Source organism: Azospirillum palustre (assembly GCF_002573965.1).
Lineage (GTDB): Bacteria > Pseudomonadota > Alphaproteobacteria > Azospirillales > Azospirillaceae > Azospirillum > Azospirillum palustre.
In genome coordinates, this window is record NZ_PDKW01000037.1 from 143,383 (window position 1) to 165,750 (window position 22,368).

At 69.8% G+C, this 22,368-nt stretch carries 20 protein-coding genes; 9 read left to right on the forward strand and 11 right to left on the reverse strand.

Going from position 1 to position 22,368, the window contains the following annotated elements; all coding sequences use genetic code 11:
* Positions 1 to 11 precede the first annotated feature (11 nt).
* A complete protein-coding gene (locus tag CRT60_RS02570; protein WP_098734895.1) occupies positions 12 to 881 on the reverse strand; it encodes a GNAT family N-acetyltransferase in 870 nt (289 codons plus the stop codon).
* A gap of 373 nt (positions 882 to 1,254) precedes the next feature.
* Here CRT60_RS02570 and CRT60_RS02575 point away from each other — a divergent pair, with 373 nt between their 5' ends.
* Both CRT60_RS02575 and CRT60_RS02580 read left to right on the forward strand, forming a co-directional pair.
* On the forward strand, positions 1,255 to 1,923 hold the full coding sequence (locus tag CRT60_RS02575) for a haloacid dehalogenase type II (RefSeq protein ID WP_098734896.1): 669 nt from the start codon (positions 1,255 to 1,257) through the stop codon (positions 1,921 to 1,923).
* A 47-nt stretch (positions 1,924 to 1,970) separates the two neighbouring features.
* Complete coding sequence (locus CRT60_RS02580; protein ID WP_098734897.1) at positions 1,971 to 3,245, forward strand: NAD(P)/FAD-dependent oxidoreductase; 1,275 nt, start codon at positions 1,971 to 1,973, stop codon at positions 3,243 to 3,245.
* A gap of 38 nt (positions 3,246 to 3,283) precedes the next feature.
* Here CRT60_RS02580 and CRT60_RS02585 read toward each other — a convergent pair whose 3' ends face one another.
* From CRT60_RS02585 to argE, 7 genes are all read right to left on the reverse strand, one after another.
* On the reverse strand, positions 3,284 to 4,567 hold the full coding sequence (locus CRT60_RS02585) for an ATP-binding protein (RefSeq protein WP_204561618.1): 1,284 nt from the start codon (positions 4,565 to 4,567) through the stop codon (positions 3,284 to 3,286).
* Between the two features lie 170 nt (positions 4,568 to 4,737).
* Positions 4,738 to 6,195 (reverse strand): NAD-dependent succinate-semialdehyde dehydrogenase, encoded by a 1,458-nt coding sequence (locus CRT60_RS02590; protein WP_098734899.1) that lies wholly within the window; start codon positions 6,193 to 6,195, stop codon positions 4,738 to 4,740.
* A 42-nt stretch (positions 6,196 to 6,237) separates the two neighbouring features.
* Positions 6,238 to 7,281 (reverse strand): tartrate dehydrogenase, encoded by a 1,044-nt coding sequence (locus CRT60_RS02595; RefSeq protein ID WP_098734900.1) that lies wholly within the window; start codon positions 7,279 to 7,281, stop codon positions 6,238 to 6,240.
* 27 nt (positions 7,282 to 7,308) lie between these two features.
* Positions 7,309 to 8,781 (reverse strand): aldehyde dehydrogenase family protein, encoded by a 1,473-nt coding sequence (locus tag CRT60_RS02600; protein ID WP_098734901.1) that lies wholly within the window; start codon positions 8,779 to 8,781, stop codon positions 7,309 to 7,311.
* A 10-nt stretch (positions 8,782 to 8,791) separates the two neighbouring features.
* The gene (locus CRT60_RS02605) at positions 8,792 to 9,163 is read right to left on the reverse strand and encodes a cupin domain-containing protein (RefSeq protein WP_098734902.1); all 372 of its coding nucleotides are present in this window, start codon (positions 9,161 to 9,163) and stop codon (positions 8,792 to 8,794) included.
* 57 nt (positions 9,164 to 9,220) lie between these two features.
* Complete coding sequence (locus CRT60_RS02610) at positions 9,221 to 10,144, reverse strand: 2-hydroxyacid dehydrogenase (RefSeq protein ID WP_098734903.1); 924 nt, start codon at positions 10,142 to 10,144, stop codon at positions 9,221 to 9,223.
* A 19-nt stretch (positions 10,145 to 10,163) separates the two neighbouring features.
* Positions 10,164 to 11,288, reverse strand: a complete 1,125-nt coding sequence (argE, locus tag CRT60_RS02615; protein ID WP_098734904.1) for an acetylornithine deacetylase — start codon at positions 11,286 to 11,288, stop codon at positions 10,164 to 10,166.
* Between the two features lie 307 nt (positions 11,289 to 11,595).
* On the opposite strand from argE, the gene CRT60_RS02620 reads away from it, so the two are divergent.
* Together CRT60_RS02620 and CRT60_RS02625 are read left to right on the forward strand one after the other, a co-directional pair.
* Positions 11,596 to 12,531 carry a GNAT family N-acetyltransferase gene (locus tag CRT60_RS02620; protein WP_244592225.1) on the forward strand — a complete coding sequence of 312 codons (936 nt, stop codon included), beginning with the start codon at positions 11,596 to 11,598 and terminating at the stop codon, positions 12,529 to 12,531.
* A gap of 151 nt (positions 12,532 to 12,682) precedes the next feature.
* The gene (locus tag CRT60_RS02625) at positions 12,683 to 13,561 is read left to right on the forward strand and encodes a DMT family transporter (protein WP_244592226.1); all 879 of its coding nucleotides are present in this window, start codon (positions 12,683 to 12,685) and stop codon (positions 13,559 to 13,561) included.
* Between the two features lie 22 nt (positions 13,562 to 13,583).
* Here the strand turns inward: CRT60_RS02625 and CRT60_RS02630 are convergent, their stop codons facing one another.
* The gene (locus tag CRT60_RS02630; RefSeq protein ID WP_098734906.1) at positions 13,584 to 14,732 is read right to left on the reverse strand and encodes an NAD(P)/FAD-dependent oxidoreductase; all 1,149 of its coding nucleotides are present in this window, start codon (positions 14,730 to 14,732) and stop codon (positions 13,584 to 13,586) included.
* A 248-nt stretch (positions 14,733 to 14,980) separates the two neighbouring features.
* Between CRT60_RS02630 and CRT60_RS02635 the strand changes: the two genes are divergently transcribed.
* The 4 genes from CRT60_RS02635 to CRT60_RS02650 are packed head-to-tail and all read left to right on the forward strand — an operon-like array spanning position 14,981 to position 20,707.
* Entirely contained in the window at positions 14,981 to 17,041 is a 2,061-nt protein-coding gene (locus tag CRT60_RS02635) for a hydantoinase/oxoprolinase family protein (protein WP_098734907.1), read from the forward strand.
* 5 nt (positions 17,042 to 17,046) lie between these two features.
* Positions 17,047 to 19,035 (forward strand): hydantoinase B/oxoprolinase family protein, encoded by a 1,989-nt coding sequence (locus CRT60_RS02640; RefSeq protein ID WP_098734908.1) that lies wholly within the window; start codon positions 17,047 to 17,049, stop codon positions 19,033 to 19,035.
* On the forward strand, positions 19,032 to 19,340 hold the full coding sequence (locus CRT60_RS02645) for a (2Fe-2S)-binding protein (protein ID WP_098734909.1): 309 nt from the start codon (positions 19,032 to 19,034) through the stop codon (positions 19,338 to 19,340). The genes CRT60_RS02640 and CRT60_RS02645 overlap by 4 nt, the downstream gene beginning before the upstream one ends.
* Entirely contained in the window at positions 19,337 to 20,707 is a 1,371-nt protein-coding gene (locus CRT60_RS02650; protein WP_098734910.1) for an FAD/NAD(P)-dependent oxidoreductase, read from the forward strand. The genes CRT60_RS02645 and CRT60_RS02650 overlap by 4 nt, the downstream gene beginning before the upstream one ends.
* Before the next feature lie 11 nt (positions 20,708 to 20,718).
* Here the strand turns inward: CRT60_RS02650 and CRT60_RS02655 are convergent, their stop codons facing one another.
* Together CRT60_RS02655 and parS are read right to left on the reverse strand one after the other, a co-directional pair.
* Positions 20,719 to 21,222 carry an RES family NAD+ phosphorylase gene (locus CRT60_RS02655; protein WP_098734911.1) on the reverse strand — a complete coding sequence of 168 codons (504 nt, stop codon included), beginning with the start codon at positions 21,220 to 21,222 and terminating at the stop codon, positions 20,719 to 20,721.
* Complete coding sequence (parS, locus tag CRT60_RS02660) at positions 21,219 to 21,698, reverse strand: type II RES/Xre toxin-antitoxin system antitoxin (protein WP_098734912.1); 480 nt, start codon at positions 21,696 to 21,698, stop codon at positions 21,219 to 21,221. The genes CRT60_RS02655 and parS overlap by 4 nt, the downstream gene beginning before the upstream one ends.
* Before the next feature lie 312 nt (positions 21,699 to 22,010).
* On the opposite strand from parS, the gene CRT60_RS02665 reads away from it, so the two are divergent.
* Positions 22,011 to 22,274, forward strand: coding sequence for a cupin domain-containing protein (locus CRT60_RS02665; protein ID WP_204561620.1), 264 nt, complete (start codon positions 22,011 to 22,013; stop codon positions 22,272 to 22,274).
* Positions 22,275 to 22,368 lie beyond the last annotated feature (94 nt).

Here is a 22,368-nt window from a genome sequence, read left to right on the forward strand (position 1 = left end):
TCCTCTCCGGATCAGCCGAGTGCCTGGCTGGCGAGCGCGAAAGTCGAAATGGGGGCGGGTGAGGCGGGAGCTGCCGCTGGCGCCGGGCGGCGCATGGCGATGCCGCCGCCGACAGGGCGCAGCCCGCAATCGGCCAGCCATGGGGCGAGACCGGTGTCGGCGGTGGTGTCCACCCGCAGGAATTTTCCCGGATGCGCGGCGAGGATCGGGCCGATCAGGGCCTTGGCGCCGTCCGCGTCGGGGGCGACCACCGGGCCGACGACCTGCCCGCGGCCGAAGTCGCGCAGAGCGGCGAAGCCGGCGGGGACGCCGTTCCGGCGCAGCAGCGTGAAGGACCCGACCCCGGCGATGCGCTCCAGCAGCAGGCGGCGGTCGGCGCCGAAGGCCTGGCCGTCCAGCGCGGCGATGGCCGCAAGATCCTCCGCGCCGGCCGGGGCAACGTCTTCCGCCGCCACCGGCGCAACCGGACCGGCTTCGCCCTGGTGCTGGAGGACGGTGCCGACCTCGCGGAAGCCCAGCTTTTCGTAGAGCGGCAACCCCTCGCTGGTGGCGACGAGGCGCAGGGGGCGGCCGTCCGCCAGCGCCATCGCCTCGTCCATCAGACGGCGGCCGAGGCCCTGCCCGCGCCAGTCCTCGGCGACGATGACCATGTTGATGGTGGCGGCATCCTCGCCATAGGGCGTCGTCAGCACGGTGCCGACCAGCCGGCCCGATCCGGCATCCACGGCGACCAGCCCCCGGCTCAGCGACAGGAGCAGCGACCAGTCTTCCAGCCGGTGCGGCCATTGCGCCTGCCGCGACAGGGCAAGCGCATCGCCCAGATGCTTCGGCTCGAAAGCCGCATAGTCGATCGCTCTCTTGGGAACCGTATTCTTGTTCATGGGCAGTCCTTTCACCCTCTGCCTCCAAGAGTGTGCGCAACCGCCCCGGACGTTTGTCTGAAGGCGACACCCGCCGCGACATCTTTCACCTTTGCTCCGGCAGCCCGCCGCATCTTATGCCGCGACGATGGCGGGCGAACCCGCAGGCGGGGCGTCCATCCCCCGTTCCGGGCGCCCCGGCGCCGTTTCCCTCCCAACCAAATGCCGAGGACCGGGACGGAAACGGTACTTTGTGCTTTCGCGCCCGGCAATTCGGTCAGGCCCGGCTTCGCGGCGACGTTAGGATCGTGGGGCAGGGCCGGCAGCGCCCCATTCCCGATTTGCCCCAGCCCAATTCGCCCCTCCCACGTCGTTCCATCCCAAGGAAGCAGCCATGAGCCAGTTCCGGCCGAAATACGTCACCTTCGATTGCCACGGCACGCTGATCAACTTTCAGATGGCCGAAGCGGCGCGCGACCTGTACGGGTCGATCCTCGACGAAGCACGGATGAAGGAGTTCATCAAGAACTTCGCCGCCTACCGTCTCGACGAGATCATGGGCGACTGGAAGCCCTATGCCGAGGTCGTGCACAATTCGCTGGAGCGCAGCTGCAAGCGCAACAACGTGGTCTTCCGCGACGAGGATGCGCGCATGGTGTACGAGCGGGTTCCCACCTGGGGGCCGCACCCGGACGTGCCGGCCGGTCTGGCCAAGGTCGCCAGGGAAATCCCGCTGGTCATCCTGTCGAACGCGATGAACGACCAGATCCCGTCGAACGTGGCGAAGCTGGGCGCGCCCTTCCACGCCGTCTACACCGCCGAACAGGCGCAGGCCTACAAGCCGCGCTTCCAGGCGTTCGAATACATGTTCGACATGCTCGGCTGCGGGCCGGAGGACATCCTGCACTGTTCCTCCTCCTTCCGCTACGACCTGATGTCGGCGCACGATCTGGGGATCCGCAACAAGGTGTGGGTCAACCGCGGCCACGAACCGGCCAACCCCTATTACGGCTATGTCGAGATTTCCGACATTTCCGGCCTGCCCGGCGTGGTCGGGCTGTAAGGGGCGGAACTTTCGAGGTTCGGGCTGCAACGACAAGGACCCAGGTCATGAAATTCGTCTCCTACTGGCACGACACCGCCCCGGCCTTCACGGGCGGAGCCGAGGGAACCGTCGAGGGCCATTACGACGTCGCCGTCGTCGGAGGAGGGTTCACCGGCCTGGGTGCCGCCCGCCAGCTCGCCAAGGCCGGGGCGCGGGTGATCGTGCTGGAGGCGGACCGCGTCGGCGGCGGGGCTTCGGGGCGCAACGGCGGGCACCTCAACAACGGTCTGGCCCACAGCTTCATCGCCGCCAAGACCGCGCTGGGGACGGAGCGCGCCATAGCACTCTACCGGGCCTTCGACCAGTCCATCGACACGCTGGAGGCGCTGATCGCCGAAGAGGGGATCGACTGCAGCTTCCGCCGCGCCGGCAAGCTGAAGCTGGCCTCCAAGCCGGCGCATTTCGACGCCATCGCCCGCAACTTCGAGGTGGTGCACCGCGAGGTCGATCCCGACACCGCCCTGCTGACCGCCGAAGAGCTGAAGGACGAGGTCGGCTCGCCGTTCTTCGGTGCGATGCTGTCGCGCAAGAGCGCCATGATGCATATGGGCCGCTTCGTGGTCGGGCTGGCCGACGCCGCCAGGCGCCATGGCGCGGTGCTGGTCGAGAACGCGCCGGTCGGCGCCATCGCCCGCACGGGCGACCGCCACACGCTGACCACGCCGCGCGGCACGGTCACCGCCAAGGAGGTGCTGGTCGCCACCGGGGCCTATACCACGCCGAATTTCAGCCATTTCCGCCGCCGCATCATCTCGGTCGGCAGCTTCATCATCGCCACCCGCCCGCTCGGCGACGGCGAGATCGCATCGGTGGTGCCGGGCAACCGCACCTACGTCACGTCGATGAACATCGGCAACTACTTCCGCCTGTCGCCCGACCGGCGGCTGATCTTCGGCGGCCGCGCCCGCTTCTCGGCGACGTCCGACCAGCAGTCCGACGCCAAGAGCGGGGCGATCCTGCGCGCGGGCCTCGCCAGGATTTTCCCGCAGATCGCCAGCATCGACATCGACTATTGCTGGGGTGGGCTGGTGGACATGACCAGCGACCGCTATCCGCGCGCCGGTTACCAGGACGGGCTGTGGTACGCCATGGGCTATTCCGGCCACGGGGCGCAGCTGTCGACCCATCTCGGCATGACCATGGCCGACGCGATCCTTGGGCGCGAGGACCGGAACCCGCTGAAGGATATGTCCTGGCCCGCCGTCCCCGGCCATTTCGGCAAGCCCTGGTTCCTGCCGCTGGTCGGGCTGTACTACAAGGCGCTCGACCGCATCCAGTGATCGGCGGGCCAGTGATCGGCGGGAAGCGGAAGCTCGTTCTAAAAGGACCAGAACATGGAAAGCGGCAGCGCGATCTTGCGGGGGCCGAAGGGCAGGAGGCGGTCGCCGAGATAGACGACGAACGAGCACCCTTTGTACGCTTCGGCCGGGCCGCCGGGTCCGAAGAACCAGTCCGCGTGGCGGAAGTCGCCGTTCGTGACGGTGGCCGACGCCTTCATCTCGAACAGGGCAAGGACGCGGTTGGGAGCCTGGGCGATGAGGTCCACCTCGCGCTGCTTGTCGTCCCGGTAGTGATGGAGCGTCCAGCGCTTCGATTGCAGCGGCAGGCTTTTTTCGACCTCGGTGTAGACGAAGGTCTCCAGCACCTGGCCAAGCGCCGTGGGGTTTGCCAGCAGGCCGAAACTGTCCCCGTCCTCGCCGCGAAGGGCGGTGGCGATCCCGGTGTCCATGAAGTGGATTTTGGGCCGCTTCACCTCCCGCTTCGTCGCTGCGGAGGTCCAGGCGCCGAGCAGATGGACGATGCCCAGGCGGCGCAGGATGTCGATGTAATCGTTGACGGTTTCCTTGCGGACATCGCCCAGCGCGCTGCACAGGGACGCGATGTTCAACTCGTTGGCCGTGCGGTTCGCCAATTGGTCGATGAGCCTGCGCAGGACATCCGGCTTGCGGATCGGCGCTACAACGGCGACGTCCTTTTCGACGACGCTGTCCAGGTAACTCTGATACCGGTCCATGCGATCAGGGGTGTCGAGGCGGCGGATCTCCGGAAATCCGCCGCGCAGCATAAGATCGATGGCCGCCTCTCGGCTGTAGGCGGCGGGTGCCGGCAGGTGTTGCAGACAGTCGTCGGGGGCCTTGGCAACGGCATCGAGGATCGCTGCGGGAGTCCTCATCTGGATCTCCGCTCCGCTCAGTGGGCGGAGCGTCAGCGTCATTACCCGGCCGGCGAGGGAATCCAGGGCCCGGCCAATCGTGAAGATGTCGGCGGAACCGGTCAGCAGGAACTGTCCGGGGCGGCTTTCGGTGTCGACGATGCGCTTCAGCGCCAGTGTGACATCCGGCAGCCGTTGCACCTCGTCGATGACTATGGGCAGTTGCCTGGCCGCGCCTTCCCTGGATAGCAGTTGCAATTGCCCGTAAGGGTCGCTGTCGAGTGAAGAGCGCAGATCGTCTGCGTCGAGCGTAACGTAGACGGCGGAGTCGATGAGGTCGCGGACCAGGGTGGTCTTCCCGGCTTGGCGTGGACCGATGACGTTGACGACCCGGGACGAGGTGAGCGCCCGCTCGACCTTCGGTATGAGATGCCTTGGGATGGGTGCCATGATCCTGCTCGCGTTCCACTCTGCCCAACGCCAGGATGGCGGAAAATGGCGATTGGAGATAGCGGGAAAAGGCTATTAGGCGTCGTGGAAAAAGCCGGTTGGCCGATTGGAGAAAAGGCGCCCAGCATGCCGGGCGCCCTTGTGGGATCGTCAACGGCCTATGACGCCGCTCACCCCAGCCCGCCGATGTGGAAGGTCTTCATCTCCAGATACTCCTCGATGCCGACCTGCGCGCCTTCGCGGCCCAGGCCGGACTGCTTGACGCCGCCGAAGGGGGCGACTTCGGTGGAAATCGCGCCGGTGTTCAGCCCGATCATGCCGGCCTCCAGCGCCTCTCCGACCCGCCAGGACCGCGCGAGGTTCTGCGTGTAGAAATAGGCGGCCAGCCCGAAGGGCGTCGCGTTGGCGAGCGCGATGGCCTCCTCCTCCGTTTCGAAGCGGAACAGCGGGGCCACCGGGCCGAAGGTCTCCTCGTGGGCCAGCAGCATGTCGGTGGTGGCGCCGGTCAGCACCACCGGGGCGACATACTGCGCACCCGCCGCCGCGACGGCGGAAGAGGCGATACGGGCCCCCTTCGACACCGCGTCGGCGATGTGGCGCTCGATCTTGGCGACGGCGGCGGCGTTGATCATCGGGCCGATGGCGACCCCCGGTTCCAGCCCCGATCCCACCCGCATGGCATCGACGCGGGCGACCAGCCGGTCGCGGAATGCCTCATAGACGCCCGACTGCACCAGGAGGCGGTTGGCGCAGACGCAGGTCTGCCCGCCGTTGCGGAACTTGGAGAGGATGACCCCCTCCACCGCCTGATCCAGATCGGCGTCGTCGAACACGATGAAGGGCGCGTTGCCGCCCAGCTCCAGGCTCAGCCGCTTGATGCCGTCGGCGGCCCCGCGCATCAGCAGCGAGCCGACGCGGGTGGAGCCGGTGAAGGAGATCTTGCGGACGGTCTCGTTCGCCAGGAGTTCCTCGCCGATGGCCTCGGGACGGCCGGTCAGGATGTTGATAACGCCGGCCGGGATGCCGGCGCGCTCGGCCAGCACGCCCAGCGCCAGCGCCGAATAGGGGGTGAAGTCCGACGGCTTGATGACCACGGTGCAGCCGGCGGCCAGTGCCGGGGCGACCTTGCGGGTGATCATGGCGTTGGGGAAGTTCCACGGCGTGATGATGCCGCAGACCCCGACCGGCTCCTTCAGCACGACGATGCGGCGGTCGGGGGTGGGGGAGGGGATGGTGGTCCCGCCGATCCGCCGCGCCTCCTCGGCGAACCATTTGACGAAGGAGGCGCCATAGCGGATCTCGCCGCGCGCCTCGTCCAGCGGCTTGCCCTGCTCCAGCGTCAGGATGCGCGCCAGATCCTCCAGATTCTCGATCATCAACGCGTGCCAGCGCTCCAGCAGCGCCGCACGGTCGGCATGGGTGCGCCGCCTCCAGGCGGGGTAGGCTTCGGCCGCGGCGGCGATGGCGTCGCGGGCATCCGTTCCGTCCATGTCGGGAACGTTGCCGAGGGTGCCGCCGGTCGCCGGGTTCTGGATGCCGATGGTCCGGCCGGCAACTCCGTCGCACCAGCGGCCGCCGATCAGCCCCCGTTCGCGGAACAGGGAGGAGTCCGTCAGGTGATGGATCATGGTCTTGTGTTTTCCGTTGCTTGGGTTTTCAGGCAACCGGCGTTACGACAGGGCCGACAGCACGGCGGCGGTGATCGCGTCCGTCCTGTCCTTGCCGGGTACCGTGCCGATGCCGCGGCCCGTGGTGTCGCCCAGTGCGGCCATCACGCGGTCGGCGGCGGCCTTTTCTCCCAGATGCTCCAGCATCATGGCACCCGACCAGATGGCGGCGATGGGGTTGGCGATGCCGAGATGGGCGATGTCGGGGGCGGAACCGTGCACCGGCTCGAACATCGACGGCGCCTTGCGGTCGGGGTTCAGGTTGGCCGAGGCGGCGAAGCCCAGCCCGCCCTGGATCGCAGCGCCCAGATCGGTGAGGATGTCGCCGAACAGGTTGGAGGCGACGACGACGTCCAGGCTCTCCGGCGCCGTCACCATGCGCGCCGCCATGGCGTCGACGTGATAGCTCGTCACCTCGACGTCCGGATGTTCGGCGGCCAGCTGGCGGGTGATCTCGTCCCAGAACACCATCGAGTATTTCTGCGCGTTCGACTTGGTGACGGAGGCCAGCTTGCCGCGCCGGGCGCGGGCCTGGGCGAAGGCGAAGCGCAGGATCCGCTCCACCCCCATGCGGGTGAAGATGCCGGTCTCCACCGCAACCTCCTGCGGCGTCCCCTGATGGATGCGCCCGCCGGCACCGGCATATTCGCCTTCGGTGTTCTCGCGGATGCACAGGATGTCGAAGCCGCCGCGGCGCAGCGGACCCTCCACCCCCGGCAGCAGCCGGTGCGGGCGGACATTGGCATACTGGTCGAACGCCTTGCGGATCGGCAGCAGCAGCCCGTGCAGCGACACCGCGTCCGGCACCTCCGCCGGCCAGCCGACGGCCCCCAGCAGGATGGCGTCGTACTTGCGCAGGCTGTCGATGCCGTCGGCCGGCATCATCACGCCGGTTTCCTTGTAATGGGCGCAGGACCAGGGCAGTTCGGTGCCGGTCAGCGCGAAGCCCGACGGCTTCGCCACGGCCTGCAACACCTCCCAGGCCGCGTCGACCACGGGATGCCCGATGCCGTCGCCCCTGATGATCGCAATGTTGTGGGTCTTCATCGAACGTCCCCTGTCTTTTTCGTTGGATTACAGGCCGATCAGCACGCTTTTGCTGCGGCGGTTGGCGAGATAGGCCTCGCGTCCCAGATCCTTGCCGATGCCGGAGCGCTTGTAGCCGCCGGTCGGCAGGATGTGGTCGCGGGAGCGGCCATAGCGGTTGACCCACACCGTTCCGGCCTGGAGCCGCCGGGTCAGGCGGATGGCGCGCGACAGGTCGCGGGTGTAGAGGCCGGCGGCCAGCCCGTAGGTGGGATGGTCGGCCAACGCCATCGCCTCCTCCTCGCTGTCGAAGCTTTGCACGGTCAGCACCGGGCCGAAAATCTCCTCCACCACGGCGGGGGAGGTCTGATCGACCCCGGCCAGCAGGGTCGGCGCGTAGAAATACCCCTCGGCGTCCATCGGGCCGCCGCCGGTCAGGCACTCCACCGGCCCGGTCAGCGATGCCGACACGATGGCGTGGATGCGGGCGCGCTGCCGTTCGGAGATGATTGGGGAATAGCGCGTCTCCGCGTCCCAGGTCGGGCCGGGGCGGACGGCGCGCATATGGCCCAGGATCCGCTCGACCAGCGGCCCGGCCGCGCCGGCTTCGACCAGAAGGCGGGACCCGGCGACGCAGGCCTGTCCGGCATTGGACAGGACGCTGGTGGCGATGGCCGCCGCCGCCTTGTCGAGATCGGCGTCGGCGAAGACGATCTGCGGGCTCTTCCCGCCCAGCTCCAGCGTCATCGGCTTGACGCCGCTGCGGGCGATGTCGGCCATGATCGCCGAGCCTGCCGCCGTGGATCCGGTGAAGCTGACCTTGGCGATGCCGGGATGGCGGGTGATGGCGGCGCCCGTGGTCGGGCCGTCGCCCTGGACAATGTTGATCAGCCCGGCGGGAACCCCCGCCTTCACCGCCAGCTGCGCCAGCAGGACGGTGGAGAAGGGCGTCATCTCCGACGGCTTCAGCACCACCGCGTTGCCGGCGGCCAGTGCCGGGGCGAGCTTCCACCCCGCCATCGACAGCGGGAAGTTCCAGGGCGTGATGGCGCCGACGACGCCGTAGGGCTCGGTCATCACCATGCCGAGGCTGCCGTCGTCGGTGGGGACGAGGTCGCCGCCCTCCTTGTCGGCGAATTCGGCGAAGAAGCGGATCTGCTCGGCGGTGACCGCCACGTCGCCGGCCACCAGCTGGCCGACCGGCCGGGTGGAGGACAGCGCCTCCACCTTCGCCAGGGTTTCCGCCTCCTCCTCGATCAGGGCGGCCCAGCGCTGGAGCACGGCGGTGCGGTCCCGTGGGCGCAGGCCGCCCCAGTTGCTGGATTTCAGCGCCGCCTGCGCGGTCGCGACCGCCTGGTCGACGAGGTCTGCGGAGGCCACCGGGCAGTCGGCATAAGCCCGGCCGTCCGATGGGCGGTGCATCGGCAGCCGGGGCAGTCCGTTCTCCGCCGGGATCAGGCGGTCACCGATGAAATGACCGTTCGGCAGCGGCAGGCGGTCCGGATCGAAGGACAGGCTCATGAACGGACCCTCAGTCGATGATGACGTAGATCTTGCGGACCGTCTCGACGGTCTTCCACACGCCGGTGAAGCCCGGCTTCAGGACGAAGCTGTCGCCGGCCCGGTAGACCACCGGCTCGCCCCCTGACCCGCCGGCGTCCGGGATGATTTCGACCACGCCGGACAGGATGTGGCAGAACTCGAAGGTCTCGCCCTTGATCGACCGGGTTTCGCCCGGCGTGGCTTCCCAGACGCCGGTCCGGACGGTGTCGCCCTTGGCGGCGTCGGCGTCCTGCGCCCAGGTCTTGAAGGCGGGCGATCCGGCGATCAGCCGGTCCGGCATCGGGGTCGATTCACGCGGGGCGAAGGTCGGGGCGGTGTCGATGGTCTTCAGCAGCGACATGGAAGCCTCCTTGATCGATGCGCGGCCGTGCCGCGGGAAGGGTATAGGGCAGCCGTGTCAATAGCCGCGCCGCCGGTCGACCAGACCGACCGGGTCCTGCCCGGCGAAATGCCGGTTCAGGTTGGCGATGACCGCCTGGGCTGCGCTTTCCGGCTGGGTGATGCTGGCGATGTGCGGGGTCAGCACGATGTTCGGATGGGTCCAGAAGGGATGGTCGGCCGGCAGCGGCTCGGGCTCGGTCACATCGACCATCGCGGCGGACAGGTGGCCGGTGTCGAGCGCGTCCAGCAGGGCGGCGTGGTCCAGCTGCGGCCCGCGCCCGGTGTGGATCAGCGCGGCACCGCGGGGCAGCTTCGCCAGCAGGCGGGCGTCGAGGAAGCCGCGGGTGTCGGGCGTCAGCGGCAACAGAACGATCAGGATGTCGGTTTCGCCCAGCATCGCATCGAGGCCGTCCGCGCCATGGCGGCAGGTCACGCCGTCCAGCTGGCGTGGCGAGCGGCTCCATCCCGACAGCGGGAAACCGAAGGGCTTCAGCCGCTCCAGCACCGCCTGCGCCAGCACCCCCAGCCCGAGCACGCCGATCCGGCGCTGTGCCGCCTGCGGCTGGGGCAGGGGGCGCCAGAGGCACTCCCTCTGCTGCGCGCGGTAGGCCGGCATCTGGCGATGCAGGGTCAGCACGGCCAGTGTGGCGTATTCCTGCATCATGCGGACGATGCCGTCGTCCACCATGCGCACGACCTTCACATGGTCGGGCAGGGCGGTCATGGTGAACTGGTCGACCCCGGCGCCGATGGAGAAGACGATCTCCAGATTGCGGTAGCGGGCGAGGTTTGCCGGAATCGTCCAGGTGATCAGGTAGCGCACCGCGTCGGGATCGACGCTGGCCGGGTCCATCGAAAAGGGCAGTTCCGGCAGCGCGCGGGCGAAGGCGTCCGCGAAGATCGCGCCGCGCACGGCATCGGAATTGAACAGGAAGGTCATTGGAACCCCTTTGGGATGGTCAGAGGCGGCAGCGCTGGCCCAGCGCCTCGATCATCGACTGGCAGGCGTGCAGTTCCTCGACGAGGATGTGCTCGTCCGGACGGTGGGCCCGCGCGATGTCGCCGGGGCCGCAGATGATCGCGTCGATGCCGGCGGTCTGGTACAGGCCGGCCTCCGTGCCATAGCTGACGGCGGCCTGCGGTTCCCGGCCGGTCAGCTCCTCCAGCAGGCGGGCCAGCGGCGAACGGGCGGCCAGGAACAGGGCGGGATAGGCGCTGGTCTGCGTCCAGTCGACGGCGAAGCCGCGCTGCTCCAGCCGCAGCGCCGCCTCGCGAACCGGCTCCAGCAGGGAGACGGGATCGACCCCGGCGATGGCGCGGGCCTCGAATTCGGCGGTGCAGGTGTCGGGGATGACGTTCACCGCCAGCCCGCCCTGGATGGTGCCGGCCTGAAGCGAGGAATAGGGCGGCTCGAAGACCGAATCCAGCGGGCCTTCGCTCAGCCGGCCCGCCTGGGCGACGGCGGCGGTCAGCGCGTCGGTCATGCCGTGGATGGCGTTCAGCCCCTGGTCGGGGCGGGAGGAATGGCCGGACCGCCCGCGGACGGTCAGCCGCGCCGACGCCTTGCCCTTGTGGGCGCGGACGGCGCGCAGGCCGCTCGGTTCGCCGACGATGACGCCCAGCGGCGGTGCGCACAGGTCGGGCAGATGCGGCAGAAGATGCGGCGCGCCCTGGCAGCCGGCCTCCTCGTCGTAGGTCAAGGCCAGATGGATCGGCCGGGCGAGCGGGGCGGCGGTCAGGGCCGGCAGGGCCGCCAGCGCCGCCGCGATGAAGCCCTTCATGTCCGAGGTGCCGCGCCCGTAAAGCCGGTTGCCGTCGCTGCGCAGCCGGAACGGGTCGCCGGTCCATTCGGGTTCTGTGGCCGGCACCACATCCATGTGACCGGACAGGACATAGCCCGGAACCATCGCCGGACCGATGGTGGCGAACAGGTTGAAGCGGTCGCCCTCCGGTCCCGGCAGAACCCGGACGCGGACCCCCGCAGCCTCCAGAATGCCGCGGATGCCGTCGACGATGGCGCCGTTGGGGGTTCCGACGACGGAGGGAAAGGCGATCAGATCCTTCAGGATGTCGGTCACGGTCATGACGGCCTCACCTTGTCCTCATGCTGCGCGCTTCGAGGCGCGGGGGAGTCGTTGCGGGTTCGCTGCCGTGTGGGGAGAGGGGGGCGGGCCCTGGCGGCTGTGGCAGGTACGATCTTATCCGGCCGCCACTCCATTCCGTGCCGAATGCATGGGCGATTTGGTTGATTGTTGTGCCGACCCGGGGCTTTGCGGTGAATTGTGCGGCGGCTGCTCCGGTAATCTCGGGGAGCGCTGGATGGTTCAGGCGTGCCGGTTGACCCAAGGGAGCACCGCCTCACGTTATGGAAAATCCGGGGAGGAAAAAGCGTTGAGCGAGAGCGACATAAAAGACGGAGTTGGAGATGGGGTGGGGGACGGTGCGTTACCGGGCTCCCTGACCGTCGACGCCTTCGACGTGCGGGTGGCCGACATCGCCGACATCGACCTTGAGCGCCTGCAGGCTCTGTCGATCTCGGTCGGCTGGCCGCATCGCGCGGAGGACTGGCAGTTCGTGCGCGAGGTCGGGCACGGCTTCGTCGCGCTGGACGAGATCGACCGCGTCCTGGCATCGGCGATGTGGTTTCCCCACGGCGACGATTTCGCCACCATCGGCATGGTCATGACCTCGCCCCGGCTGCAAGCGCTGGGGGTCGGCGACTGGCTGATGAAACGGGTGCTGTCGGCGTCGGCGGGGCGGACCTACCGGCTCAACGCCACCCGTGCGGCGCTGGCGCTGTACCGTTCGCTCGGCTTCATCGGCCACCGGACCGTGTTCCAGTGCCAGGGCGAGGCGCGCCGGAGCGAGCACGCTGCGCCCGCGCAGGCGGTGCGGCGGCTGGAGGCGGTGGATCTCGCGGCGGTGACGGCGCTGGACGAACGTGCCTTCGGAATTTCGCGGGCCGGGCTGATGGCGCGGCTGTTCCGGCAGTCTGTCGGCTATGGCCTGGAGCGTGACGGCGCTCTGGTCGCCTTCGCGCTCTGCCGTCCCTTCGGCCGCGGGCATGTCGTCGGTCCGGCGGTCGCCGGGACGGACGAGGATGCGATTGCCGTGGTCCAGCCCCATGTGGACGACCATGACGGCCGTTTCCTGCGCCTGGACACCCATCTGGACGAAGGGCCGTTTCCGCTGTTCGTCGCCCGCTCTGGTCTGAGGATTCACGACACGGTGCTGAGCATGTCGCTGGGTGCGCCGCTGACCGATCCGTCGACGCGGGCGCCGGACCGTCCCGTCACCTATGCACTCGCCACCCAGGCCCTGGGCTGAACCACCACCGGCTGTTAAAAGCCGCCAGCTCCCAAAAAAGGATGTGCCGATCATGCCGGGACAGACGCCGGAACCCTCCGCCGGCTCTCACGCTGACTCCGTGCCCAACCCTTTTCCCGTTCCATCCTCCTCCGGCAACAGCGCCGGGATCATGCTCCGACTGGTGTCGGCCGGGCTGTTCGTCGTGATGTCGCTGTTCGTCCGGCTGGCCTCCGTCGAGGCTCCGATCGGGCAGATCGTTTTCTTTCGCAGCGCCTTCGCGATCCCGCCGATCGTCGCCTACCTGATGTGGCGCCGGCAGTTCCCGTCGGCCCTCCGGACGCGGCAGCCGGTCGGGCACCTGAAGCGCAATTTCTATGGCGGCATGGCGATGGTGCTCTCCTTCGTCTCGCTGGCCTATCTGCCGCTGGCGCTCGCGACCGCGCTGGGCTTCCTGGCTCCGCTGCTCGCGGTGCCGGCTGCCATGCTGTTCCTGCGCGAACGGCCGGGCGCGGTGGCCATCGGCGCGGCTCTGGTCGGCTTCGCCGGCGTGGTGCTGATGCTGGTGCCGGCCTTCGAAGGGCCGACGCCGGATCGCGGCACCCTCATCGGGGTTGCGGCCGGGCTGGCGATGGCGTTCGCGACCGCGGCGGGGCGGGTCCAGATCAAGACGCTGACCGCGACCGAAGCGCCGGGGACCATCGCCTTCTATTTCGCCCTCCTGTGCGCGCTCGGCGGTCTGGCGAGCTGGCCTTTCGGCTGGGTCACCCCCAGCGGGCTGTCCCTGGCCTGCCTGATCGGGGCGGGCATCTCCGGCGGGCTGGCCCACATCACCATGACGGAAGCGATGGCCCGCGCGTCGGTGTCGACCCAGGCGCCCTTCGACTACACCGCCATGCTGTGGGCGCTGATCCTCGACGCGGCGATCTTCGGCCTGCTGCCCTCGCCGGTCAGCCTTGCCGGCGCCTTCGTCATCGCCGCCTCCGCCCTGGTGGTCCCGCTGTCCGGCCGCTTCACGGCCCGGTCCGAAGCGCTGCGGCCCGCCCGCTGAGAAGCGGGCGGGAGCGGCGCCGTCAGGCTTGCGCCGCCTGCACAGTGGCGGTCTGCGCGGCGGCGGTCTGGAAACGGCCGATGCGGAAGTCGTGCAGCGGCGTTTCGCTGTGCCCGGTGGCGATGATCTCCGCCATCACGTCGCCGACGCCGGGGCCGAGCTGGAAGCCGTGGCCGCTGAAGCCGAAGGCGTGGAACAGTCCGGGTGTCGTCGCCGACGCCCCCATGACCGGCAGCTTGTCGGCGACGTAACCCTCGCAGCCCGACCAGGTGCGGATCACCGTGACGTCGGCCAGCGCCGGCAGCAGCCGGACCAGAGCCCGCAACTGGCCGGGCAGCCGCGCCGGGTCGGCCCTGGCATGGCCGGGATCGAGCGCCACCGGCACCCGCTCGGCCCCACCGCCGAAGACGATGTTGCCGCGCTCCACCTGACGAAGATAGCCGTCCCCGCCGGCACGCGACCACATGCCGACCACCGGCAGGATCCTGTGCGGCAGGGGTTCGGTCACGCCCATCTGCGGCCCATAGGCCGCCATCGGCACGCTTTCGCCGAAGCGGGCGGCGATGGTCGCCCCCCAGGCCCCGGCGGCGTTCAGCAGGCGATCCGCGGTGAAGCGGCCCCGATGCGTCGCGGCTTCGAAGCCCGACGCGGTGGCCGACACCTCCACCGGCCCGCACTCCTCGACGATCTCCGCGCCCAGACGGCGGGCGGCGTCGGCGAAGGCGGGGGCGATCAGGCGGGGGTTGCCGCTGCCGTCCTGCGGCGAGAAGGAGGCGGCGATGGCGCCCGGTCCCAGGCCAGGGAAGCGGCGGCGGATCTCCGGCGGCGACAGTTCGTCCAGTTCCAGCCCCCAGGGCCGCGCGTCGGCGATGTAGCGGCGCATGTCGGCCAGACCGTCCTCGTCGAACACCAGCCGCAGATGGCCGGTGGCGCGGAACTCGACATCCCGCCCCAGCAGCCGTTCCGCCTCGCCCCACAGCGCCCGCGAGCGGTGGGCGAGCGGCAGCTGCGGCAGATAGCGCCCGGTGCGGCGGATGTTGCCGAAGGACGCCACCGTGGCGCCGGTGCCGACGCGGTTGCGCTCCAGCAGCGTGACGGACAGGCCGCGCCGGGCCAGGAAAAAGGCGGCGGCCGATCCGATCAACCCGCCGCCCAGCACGATAACCCTCATCGACCTCTCCCACATGCGGGCGGACATGGCTCCGCCCCATCGGTCAGGCTGCCCACGACCGGCGGGCGGGTCAAAGACGGGTTCGGCAGGATCCCATAAGGCCGGGCTATGGGAGCGCCGCCTTATGCGGCGCGGTGCATAAGCCCGCCTTATGTGTTTGCGCTCAATGGCTCTTGGATCGTCCCCGGCCCGCCATGTCAGCTTTCCGTCCGGATCGGAAACAGACTGATTTGCCGGAAGGAGCGGAGATGGACGGAGGCTTGGGTGAGGCCGATTGGAAGGTCGGCGTCGACATCGGCGGGACATTCATCGATTTCTGCGCGCTGGACACCCGGTCGGGGCGGGTGGCGTCGCTGAAGGTGCTGACGACGCCGGACGATCCCGGCGCGGAGCTGATGACCGGCCTGACCCTGCTGACGGAGCGCGAGGGGCTGGACCCGCGCGCCGTCACCCGCTTCGTGCACGGCACGACGGTGGGCATGAACACGGTGATCCAGCGCAAGGGCGCGCCGCTGGCGCTGCTGACCAATGCCGGGTTCGAGGATGTGATCGAACTCGCCCGGCTGCGCATGCCGGACACCTATTCCCTGTTCTGCTCGCGCCCCGACCAGCTGATCGCCCGCGACATGGTCTTCGGCATTCCCGCCCGGCTGCGCTCCGACGGGACGGAACGGCAGGCCCCGGACATGGCGGTCGTCGCCGATGCCGTCGCCGCCGTCAAGGCCAAGGGGGCGATGGGAATCGTCGTCTCCTTCCTCCATTCCTGGCGCGACGACGCCCACGAAACCGCGGTGAAGGAGGAGGTCGCCCGGCTGGCGCCGGAGCTGTTCGTCTTCACCTCCGCCGAGGTCTGGCCGGTGATCCGCGAGTATGAGCGGACGACGACCGCGGTCCTGAACGCCTATGTCCATCCCCGGATTTCCGGCTACCTCTCGGCGCTGGAAGGGCGGCTGGCCGGGCGCGGGGTGCCCGCCCGCCCGCTGCTGACCAAGTCCAACGGCGGCGTGATGAACGCGGCGGAGGGCAAGCGGGCCTGCGTCCACATGCTGCTGTCCGGTGCCGCCTCCGGTGTGAACGGGGCGGCATGGCTGGCCCGGCAGGCGGGCGAGCCGCGCATCCTGACGCTCGACATCGGCGGCACCTCGGCCGATTTCGCGCTCATCATCGACGGGCAGGCCCAGTTCGGCGTCGGCGAGATGATCGGCGAGTTCCCGCTGCACATCCCGTCGGTCTCGGTCAGCTCCATCGGCATCGGCGGCGGGTCGATTGCCAGCGTCGACGGGCAGGGCGTGCTGCGCGTCGGGCCGGAATCCGCGGGATCGACGCCGGGTCCGGCCTGCTATGGCCGTGGCGGCGACTGGGCGACGGTGACCGACGCGATGGTGGTCTGCGGCTGGCTCGGCCACAGCCAGATGGCCTATGGGCAGCTGCGGATGGACGCCGGCCTCGCCCGTGCCGCCGTCAAGCGGCTGGCCGATGAGCTGTTCCGCTCGGTGGAGGCGACCGCCCAGGCGATCCTCGACGTCGCGGTGTCGGAAATGTTCGCGGAGGTCGAGAAGATGGCCGCGCGGGCCGGCGTCGATGTGCGGGACTTCGCGCTGATGCCCTTCGGTGGCGGCGGTCCGATGCTGGGCGTGTTCCTGGCGCGCGAGCTGGGGATGCCGCGCGTTGTCGCCCCGCGCTGGCCGGGCGTGGTGTCGGCGCTGGGCGGTCTGGTCGCCGACCTGCGCGGCGATTTCGTCCGCACCCTGTTCGCCGACCTTTCCCCCGGCCTGATGCCGGCGCTGCGCGAGGCCTTCGCCGCGATGGGCAGGGAAGGGCGCGACTGGTTGGCGGCGCAAGGCCATACCGGTGCCGCCGAGCTGAGGGTCGTCGCCGACATGCGCTATGCCGGCCAGAGCTACGAGATCGAGACGGCTCTGACTCCCGAATGGCTGGATGGCAACGATCCTGGCGCCATCGCCGACGCCTTCCATGCGGCGCATACCCGGCTTTACGATTTCCACGACCCCGACGGGCGGATCGAGATCGTCAACCTGCGCCTGTCCGCCATCGGCAACGGCCCGGCCCTGCATTTCCCGACGGCGCCGGAGGAACCGCACTCCGCCTCGGCGGAACGCAGCGTGCCGGTCTTCACCGGCGGCGCCGTGACCCCGGTCGGGCTGTACCGCCGTGCGGACTTGCAGGCCGGCGCACGCTTCGAGGGACCGGCCATCGTCGCCCAGGAGGACACCACCTTCGCCATCCCGGCCGGCACCTCGGCCCGTGTCGATGCGCATCTCAACCTCCACCTGACCTTTGCGGAGTGACGCCTGTGTTCGATCGGATGAAGCTTCAGGTGCTGGCGAACCACGCGCGGTCGGCGGCCGAGAACATGGCCCACACGCTCCAGCGCACCGCCCACTCCGCCTTCGTCAAGGAGACGGAGGATTTCACCGTCATGCTGCTGAACCGCCGGGGCGAGACCTTCGGCGTGCCGATGGAGCTGGGGGCGACCTGGTATCCAGGCCTGACCTATGGCCGTGCCATCGACATGATCGAGGACTACCGGCCCGGCGACGTCGCCTTCACCAACGATCCCTATTCCGGTTTCGTGGCGACCCACGCCCCCGACACCCATTTGTGGAAGCCGGTCTTCCATGAGGATGAGATCATCGCCTGGACCGGCGGGCACATCCACAACACCGACATGGGCGGCGCCGTCCCGGCCTCGCTGTCGCGGGCGCTGACCGAAATCCACCAGGAAGGCATCCGCTTCCCGCCGATGAAGCTGGTCCGCGAAGGGGTGTTCGACGAGCAGATCCTGCGGATCATGACCACCAATGTCCGCAAGCCCGACCTGAACATCGGCGACATCAAGGCGCTGGTCGGCGCGCTCAACACGGGCGAGCGCAAGATCCTCGCCATGGTGGAGAAGTTCGGCAAGACCGCCTTCCTCGACGGCGTCGATGCGCTGCTCGACCATGCCGAGGCGCAGGCGCGCGACATCCTGCGGGCGATGCCCGACGGGCGGTGGGAGTTCGCCGACTATGCCGACGAGGATTCCGTCACCGCCAACCCCTGCCGCCTGAAGCTGACCCTGACGATCAGGGGCGACGAGGCGGTGCTCGACTTCACCGGTTCGGACCCGCAGCTGGCATCCTCGCTCAACGTGCCGTCGGGCGGCGATCCCCGCCACACCATCCTGCTGGTCGGCGTCTATTACGTCCTCTACACCCTCGATCCGAAAATCCTGCTGAACACCGGTCTGACCCGGCCCTTCACCTGCATCACCCCGGAAGGGACGGTCCTGAACCCGACCTTCCCGGCGGCGGTGGGGATGCGGTCGCTGACCTGCGCGCGGCTGCGCTCGGTGATCTTCGGCGCCTTCTCCCAGGCGGTGCCGGAGCGGCTTCCGGCGGCCCCGGCCGGCAACAACTGCATCGTCAACGTGATGACCACCGACGAGCGGACCGGCAGCCGCATCATCGCCGCGGTGAACCCGGTGGTCGGCGGCGGCGGCGGCATGCCGCACCGCGACGGCACCAACGGGTCGGGGGCCGACGCCGCCTATCTGAAGAACACGCCCATCGAGATCACCGAGATGGAAACCCCGGTGGAGTTCGTCCGCTACGGGCTGGCGGCCGACAGCGGCGGGGCCGGGCGCTGGCGCGGCGGGCTGGCCACCCACATGGCCTTCCGCGTCTTCTCCCCCGACACCCGGATCACCGCGCGCAACCGTGATCGCGGATTCTTCCGCCCCTGGGGCGTGCTGGGCGGCCGGGCGGCCGGGCTGTCGGACATGGTGGTCAATCCCGGCACGCCGGGCGAACGGCGGCTGGGCAATATCGACACGGCGGTGCTGCAACCGGGCGACGTGCTGGACATCCGTTCGGCCGGCGGCGGCGGCCGGGGCGACCCGTTCACGCGCGAGTCCTGGCGGGTGGTTCAGGACGTGGCGCGCGGCTATGTCTCGGTGGAGGCGGCGGAGCGGGAGTATGGCGTCGTCATCCGCGACGGCGTGCTCGACACGCAAGCCACCGACCGGCTGCGGGCGAACCGGCCGGCTCCCGCCGGGCATTTCCATTTCGGACCGGAGCGCGAGGGCTACGAGCGGCAATGGACGCCGGACGCCTACGAGTTCCTGACGCGCACCCTCGCCGGCCTGCCGATCCACTGGCGCTTCTTCGCCAAGACGGAGATTTTCAGCCGCATGGCCGGCCGCGATGGTGCCGGCGGGGTGGAGGCGGCGCTGGCCGAGGTCTATGCCCGCTTCCCCGAAATGCCTCCCTCGAAGGCCCTGGTCCGCGAGGCGGCGGAATGAGCGGGGCGGCGGGGGGCAGGCTGGTCAGGCTGGCCGAGACGGGGCGCGCCCCGGTCCGCTTCCTGCTGGATGGCGTGGAGCGTGTGGCGCTTGCCGGCGATACGGTGCTGACGGCGATCCTCACCAACGCCCCGACGCTGCGGCAGGCGGAGTTCGGGCCGGAGCGGCGCGCCGGCTTCTGCCTGATGGGGGCCTGCCAGGATTGCTGGATCTGGCAGGAGCAGGGGGCACGCATCCGCGCCTGCTCCACGCCGGTGGCCGAGGGCATGCGGCTGCTGACCCGGACGCGGGAGGATTGGCCATGACGGAACCGAATCAGCCGCGCGTCGTGATCGTCGGGGCCGGGCCGGCCGGGATTCGGGCGGCGGAAACGCTGGCGGCGGCCGGTCTGCGCCCGACGGTGATCGACGAAGGCGCGCGGGCCGGCGGGCAGATCTACCGCCGCCCGCCCGACGGCTTCACCCGTCCGCCCGAGGCGCTCTATGGCTCGCAGGCCGGCAAGGCGGTGGCGCTGCACGCCGCCTTCGACGGGCTGGCGGCGGCGGGCCGCATCGTCCATCTGCCGCGCCATTCCGTCGTCGCGCTTGCCGGCGGTGTGCTGCATGCGGTCAGCGACGGCGGAAGCCGCCGGATCGGCTACGACCGGCTGATCCTGGCGACCGGGGCGACCGACCGTCTGGCGCCGGTGCCGGGCTGGCAGGCTCCCGGAGTCTACAGCCTGGGCGCGATGCAGATCGCGCTGAAGGCCCAGGGCGTGGCGATGGGGCGGCGGATCGTGCTGGCCGGGTCGGGGCCGCTGCTGACCCTGCTGGCGACCCAACTGCTGAAGGCGGGGGCGGAGGTCGCCGCGGTCCTCGACACCGCCGGCCTGCGCGGTCAGATCGCTGCCGTCCCCGACCTCGCCGTCCGCCCGTCCTTCGCTCTGCAAGGGCTGGCGATGCGGGCGCGGCTCGGGCGGCTCTACCATGCCGGCGTCGTTCTGGAGGGGATCGAGGCGACGGATAGCGGGGTGGCGGCGGTCCGCTGGACGGATGCCGGCGGACGCTCCCGGCGGACGGTCTGCGATGCCGCCGGTCTGGGCTGGCATCTGAAGGCGGAAACCCAGCTTGCCGATCTTGCCGGCTGCCGGTTCGCCTATGACGCGACCTGGGCGCAGTGGCTGCCCGGCACCGACCGCATGGGCCGGGCCGGGGATGGCGTCTATCTGGCCGGCGACGGCTTGCGCCTGCTGGGGGCCGACGGGGCGGAGGTCGCCGGCCGTCTCGCCGCGGCGGCCTGCCTGTCCGATCTGGGGTTGCCTGTTCCGGACATCGCGGCCGACCTGAAGCGCCTCGCCCGGCTGGAGCGCTTCGCCCGCGGCATCGCCCGCGCCTTCCCCTGGCCGGCGGATCGGGTGCGGGCAATCCCCGACGACACCGTGCTGTGCCGCTGCGAGGGGATCACCGCCGGTTCGGTGCGTGAGACGGCGGCCTATGGCGGGGCGGAGGCCAACCGGGTGAAGTCGCTGGGCCGTGCCGGGATGGGGCGCTGCCAGGGCCGCTATTGCCAGCTGGCCGCGGCCGACCTGATCGCCTCCTCCGGCGGGCTTGCGCATGCCGGAGAGGTGGGCCGCCTGCGTGCGCAAGCCCCCGTCCGGCCGGCGCCGGTCCGCGCGCTGCTGGAGGAGGAGTGAGCGGCGGTTGATCAGGGCGGCGGGTGCAGCCGCGTGTCCAGGGCAAACCGTTCCTGCGAGCGCATCCCGTACGCTCCCGCCGCCGCAGACGCGGCGAACAGAAGGTTCCAGCTGTGCGGGGAGACAGCACTCGGGATCAGGATGAATTTGTGCCCGCTCAGCAGGGCATCGCCGAACTGCTGCTGGCCGACGCTGGGGATGCCGGGACGGAGCCAGTTGGGGTTGGGCACATCGGCCGGGGTGACCACATGGACGGCGGCGGGGTCCGTGACGGTCAGCGCCGTCAGCACATGCGGCACCGTGTCCAACGCCTTGAAACCCTTGTGCACTGCGACCTCCAGGATCGCGGTTGCCGGGTCGAGAGAGCAGTAGACGGCGCGGACCCCCTTGCTGTTCCAGCGCCCGCCGAAGCGGTAGGCCCCTTCGCCGCTGTCCCAGCTCGTGCGGAAGGGCTCCGGGTCGAGACGCCACGCGACCAGCCCGGTGCCGCCCAGCGCCGCCGGCAAGGGTGTCACGTGTAGACCCCGGAAGCCATCCGCCCCAGGTAATCCTCGACCATTTCGACCCCGGCGGGGGTGTCCAGCAGATCCAGCGGACGGTTGCCGTCCAGCCCGATGGCCGGACGCTCCAGCCACTGCTCGGCCTCCTCCTGCGAGCCGAAGACCTCGGAGGCCTGGGCCAGGATCTCGGCCAGTTTCCAGGTCCGGCCGCCCTGCTCGGGGCTGAGCGGCTTGTCCGGCGCCCCCTTGCGGCGCTGGTAGGTGCGCACGCTCATTCCCACGGCGGACTCGATGCTCGCCGGCTTGAGGACCCGCAGGTGGGTCACGAGATGGTAGAGCGCGCCGCCCGGCAGGCCGGTCTTGATGGCGTTGTGGGCATCCAGCTGCGTCACCACCGGGCGCTTGAACACCCGCGGACCGCCGAGCAGGTCGGTGACCCGCTGATAGGGTCCCGTCTCACCCCGTCCCAGGAGAGATCCGGCCGTGCTCATGGCATCCTCCGTCACGTGTCGTCCCAAATGTGACACGTGACGCGAAGGGATTCAAGCGGCCTCCCCCGGTGACGGAAGCGCGCGGTCCGGATCCGGAAATGGACTTCCCAGGATGGAGCCGTTGTGTTCCAAAACCCTGGACGGGGCTTCGCGGCGGGCGCCGATCCGGTCTGCCAGATGCCCAGGCACGAGCCGAAGAGTGAGGAAAACCGATGTTGGCCGGAGGCGACCGTGAAGCGCAGCGTTGAGAACGCGGACCATTACAATTGGGGGGACCGCTGCGACGGATGGGTCCTTTCCCCGTCTCCGGACATGATGGTCATTCAGGAGCGGATGCCGGCCGGCACGGCGGAGCGCAGGCATGTCCATGGCAAGGCGCGCCAGTTCTTCTATGTGCTCTCCGGTGAACTGACGATGGAGCTGGAAGGAACCCGCCACCTGATCACGGCGCTGTCCGGGATCGAGATTCCGCCGGGAAGCCGCCATCAGGCCCGGAACGACAGCGGCGCGGACGTGCATTTTCTCGTCGTGTCGTCCCCGACGACACGGGGCGACCGAACCGACCTCGACGGCTGAGCGGTCCGGCCCTGGCAGGGGCAGGGCGGGCCGGGTTGGGGGACGAGTAGCAAAGGAACGGAAAACTTAGGTAAGGAGCGGCATCTCTCGCCGC

Excerpts from the sequence above, each read along its gene's own strand:
- CRT60_RS02570 (WP_098734895.1), bottom strand. The coding sequence starts at position 881 with ATGAACAAGAATACGGTTCCCAAGAGAGCGATCGACTATGCGGCTTTC.
- CRT60_RS02575 (WP_098734896.1), top strand. The coding sequence starts at position 1,255 with ATGAGCCAGTTCCGGCCGAAATACGTCACCTTCGATTGCCACGGCACG.
- CRT60_RS02580 (WP_098734897.1), top strand. The coding sequence starts at position 1,971 with ATGAAATTCGTCTCCTACTGGCACGACACCGCCCCGGCCTTCACGGGC.
- CRT60_RS02585 (WP_204561618.1), bottom strand. The coding sequence starts at position 4,567 with ATGGCACCCATCCCAAGGCATCTCATACCGAAGGTCGAGCGGGCGCTC.
- CRT60_RS02590 (WP_098734899.1), bottom strand. The coding sequence starts at position 6,195 with ATGATCCATCACCTGACGGACTCCTCCCTGTTCCGCGAACGGGGGCTG.
- CRT60_RS02595 (WP_098734900.1), bottom strand. The coding sequence starts at position 7,281 with ATGAAGACCCACAACATTGCGATCATCAGGGGCGACGGCATCGGGCAT.
- CRT60_RS02600 (WP_098734901.1), bottom strand. The coding sequence starts at position 8,781 with ATGAGCCTGTCCTTCGATCCGGACCGCCTGCCGCTGCCGAACGGTCAT.
- CRT60_RS02605 (WP_098734902.1), bottom strand. The coding sequence starts at position 9,163 with ATGTCGCTGCTGAAGACCATCGACACCGCCCCGACCTTCGCCCCGCGT.
- CRT60_RS02610 (WP_098734903.1), bottom strand. The coding sequence starts at position 10,144 with ATGACCTTCCTGTTCAATTCCGATGCCGTGCGCGGCGCGATCTTCGCG.
- argE (WP_098734904.1), bottom strand. The coding sequence starts at position 11,288 with ATGACCGTGACCGACATCCTGAAGGATCTGATCGCCTTTCCCTCCGTC.
- CRT60_RS02625 (WP_244592226.1), top strand. The coding sequence starts at position 12,683 with ATGCTCCGACTGGTGTCGGCCGGGCTGTTCGTCGTGATGTCGCTGTTC.
- CRT60_RS02630 (WP_098734906.1), bottom strand. The coding sequence starts at position 14,732 with ATGAGGGTTATCGTGCTGGGCGGCGGGTTGATCGGATCGGCCGCCGCC.
- CRT60_RS02635 (WP_098734907.1), top strand. The coding sequence starts at position 14,981 with ATGGACGGAGGCTTGGGTGAGGCCGATTGGAAGGTCGGCGTCGACATC.
- CRT60_RS02645 (WP_098734909.1), top strand. The coding sequence starts at position 19,032 with ATGAGCGGGGCGGCGGGGGGCAGGCTGGTCAGGCTGGCCGAGACGGGG.
- CRT60_RS02650 (WP_098734910.1), top strand. The coding sequence starts at position 19,337 with ATGACGGAACCGAATCAGCCGCGCGTCGTGATCGTCGGGGCCGGGCCG.
- parS (WP_098734912.1), bottom strand. The coding sequence starts at position 21,698 with ATGAGCACGGCCGGATCTCTCCTGGGACGGGGTGAGACGGGACCCTAT.
- CRT60_RS02665 (WP_204561620.1), top strand. The coding sequence starts at position 22,011 with ATGATGGTCATTCAGGAGCGGATGCCGGCCGGCACGGCGGAGCGCAGG.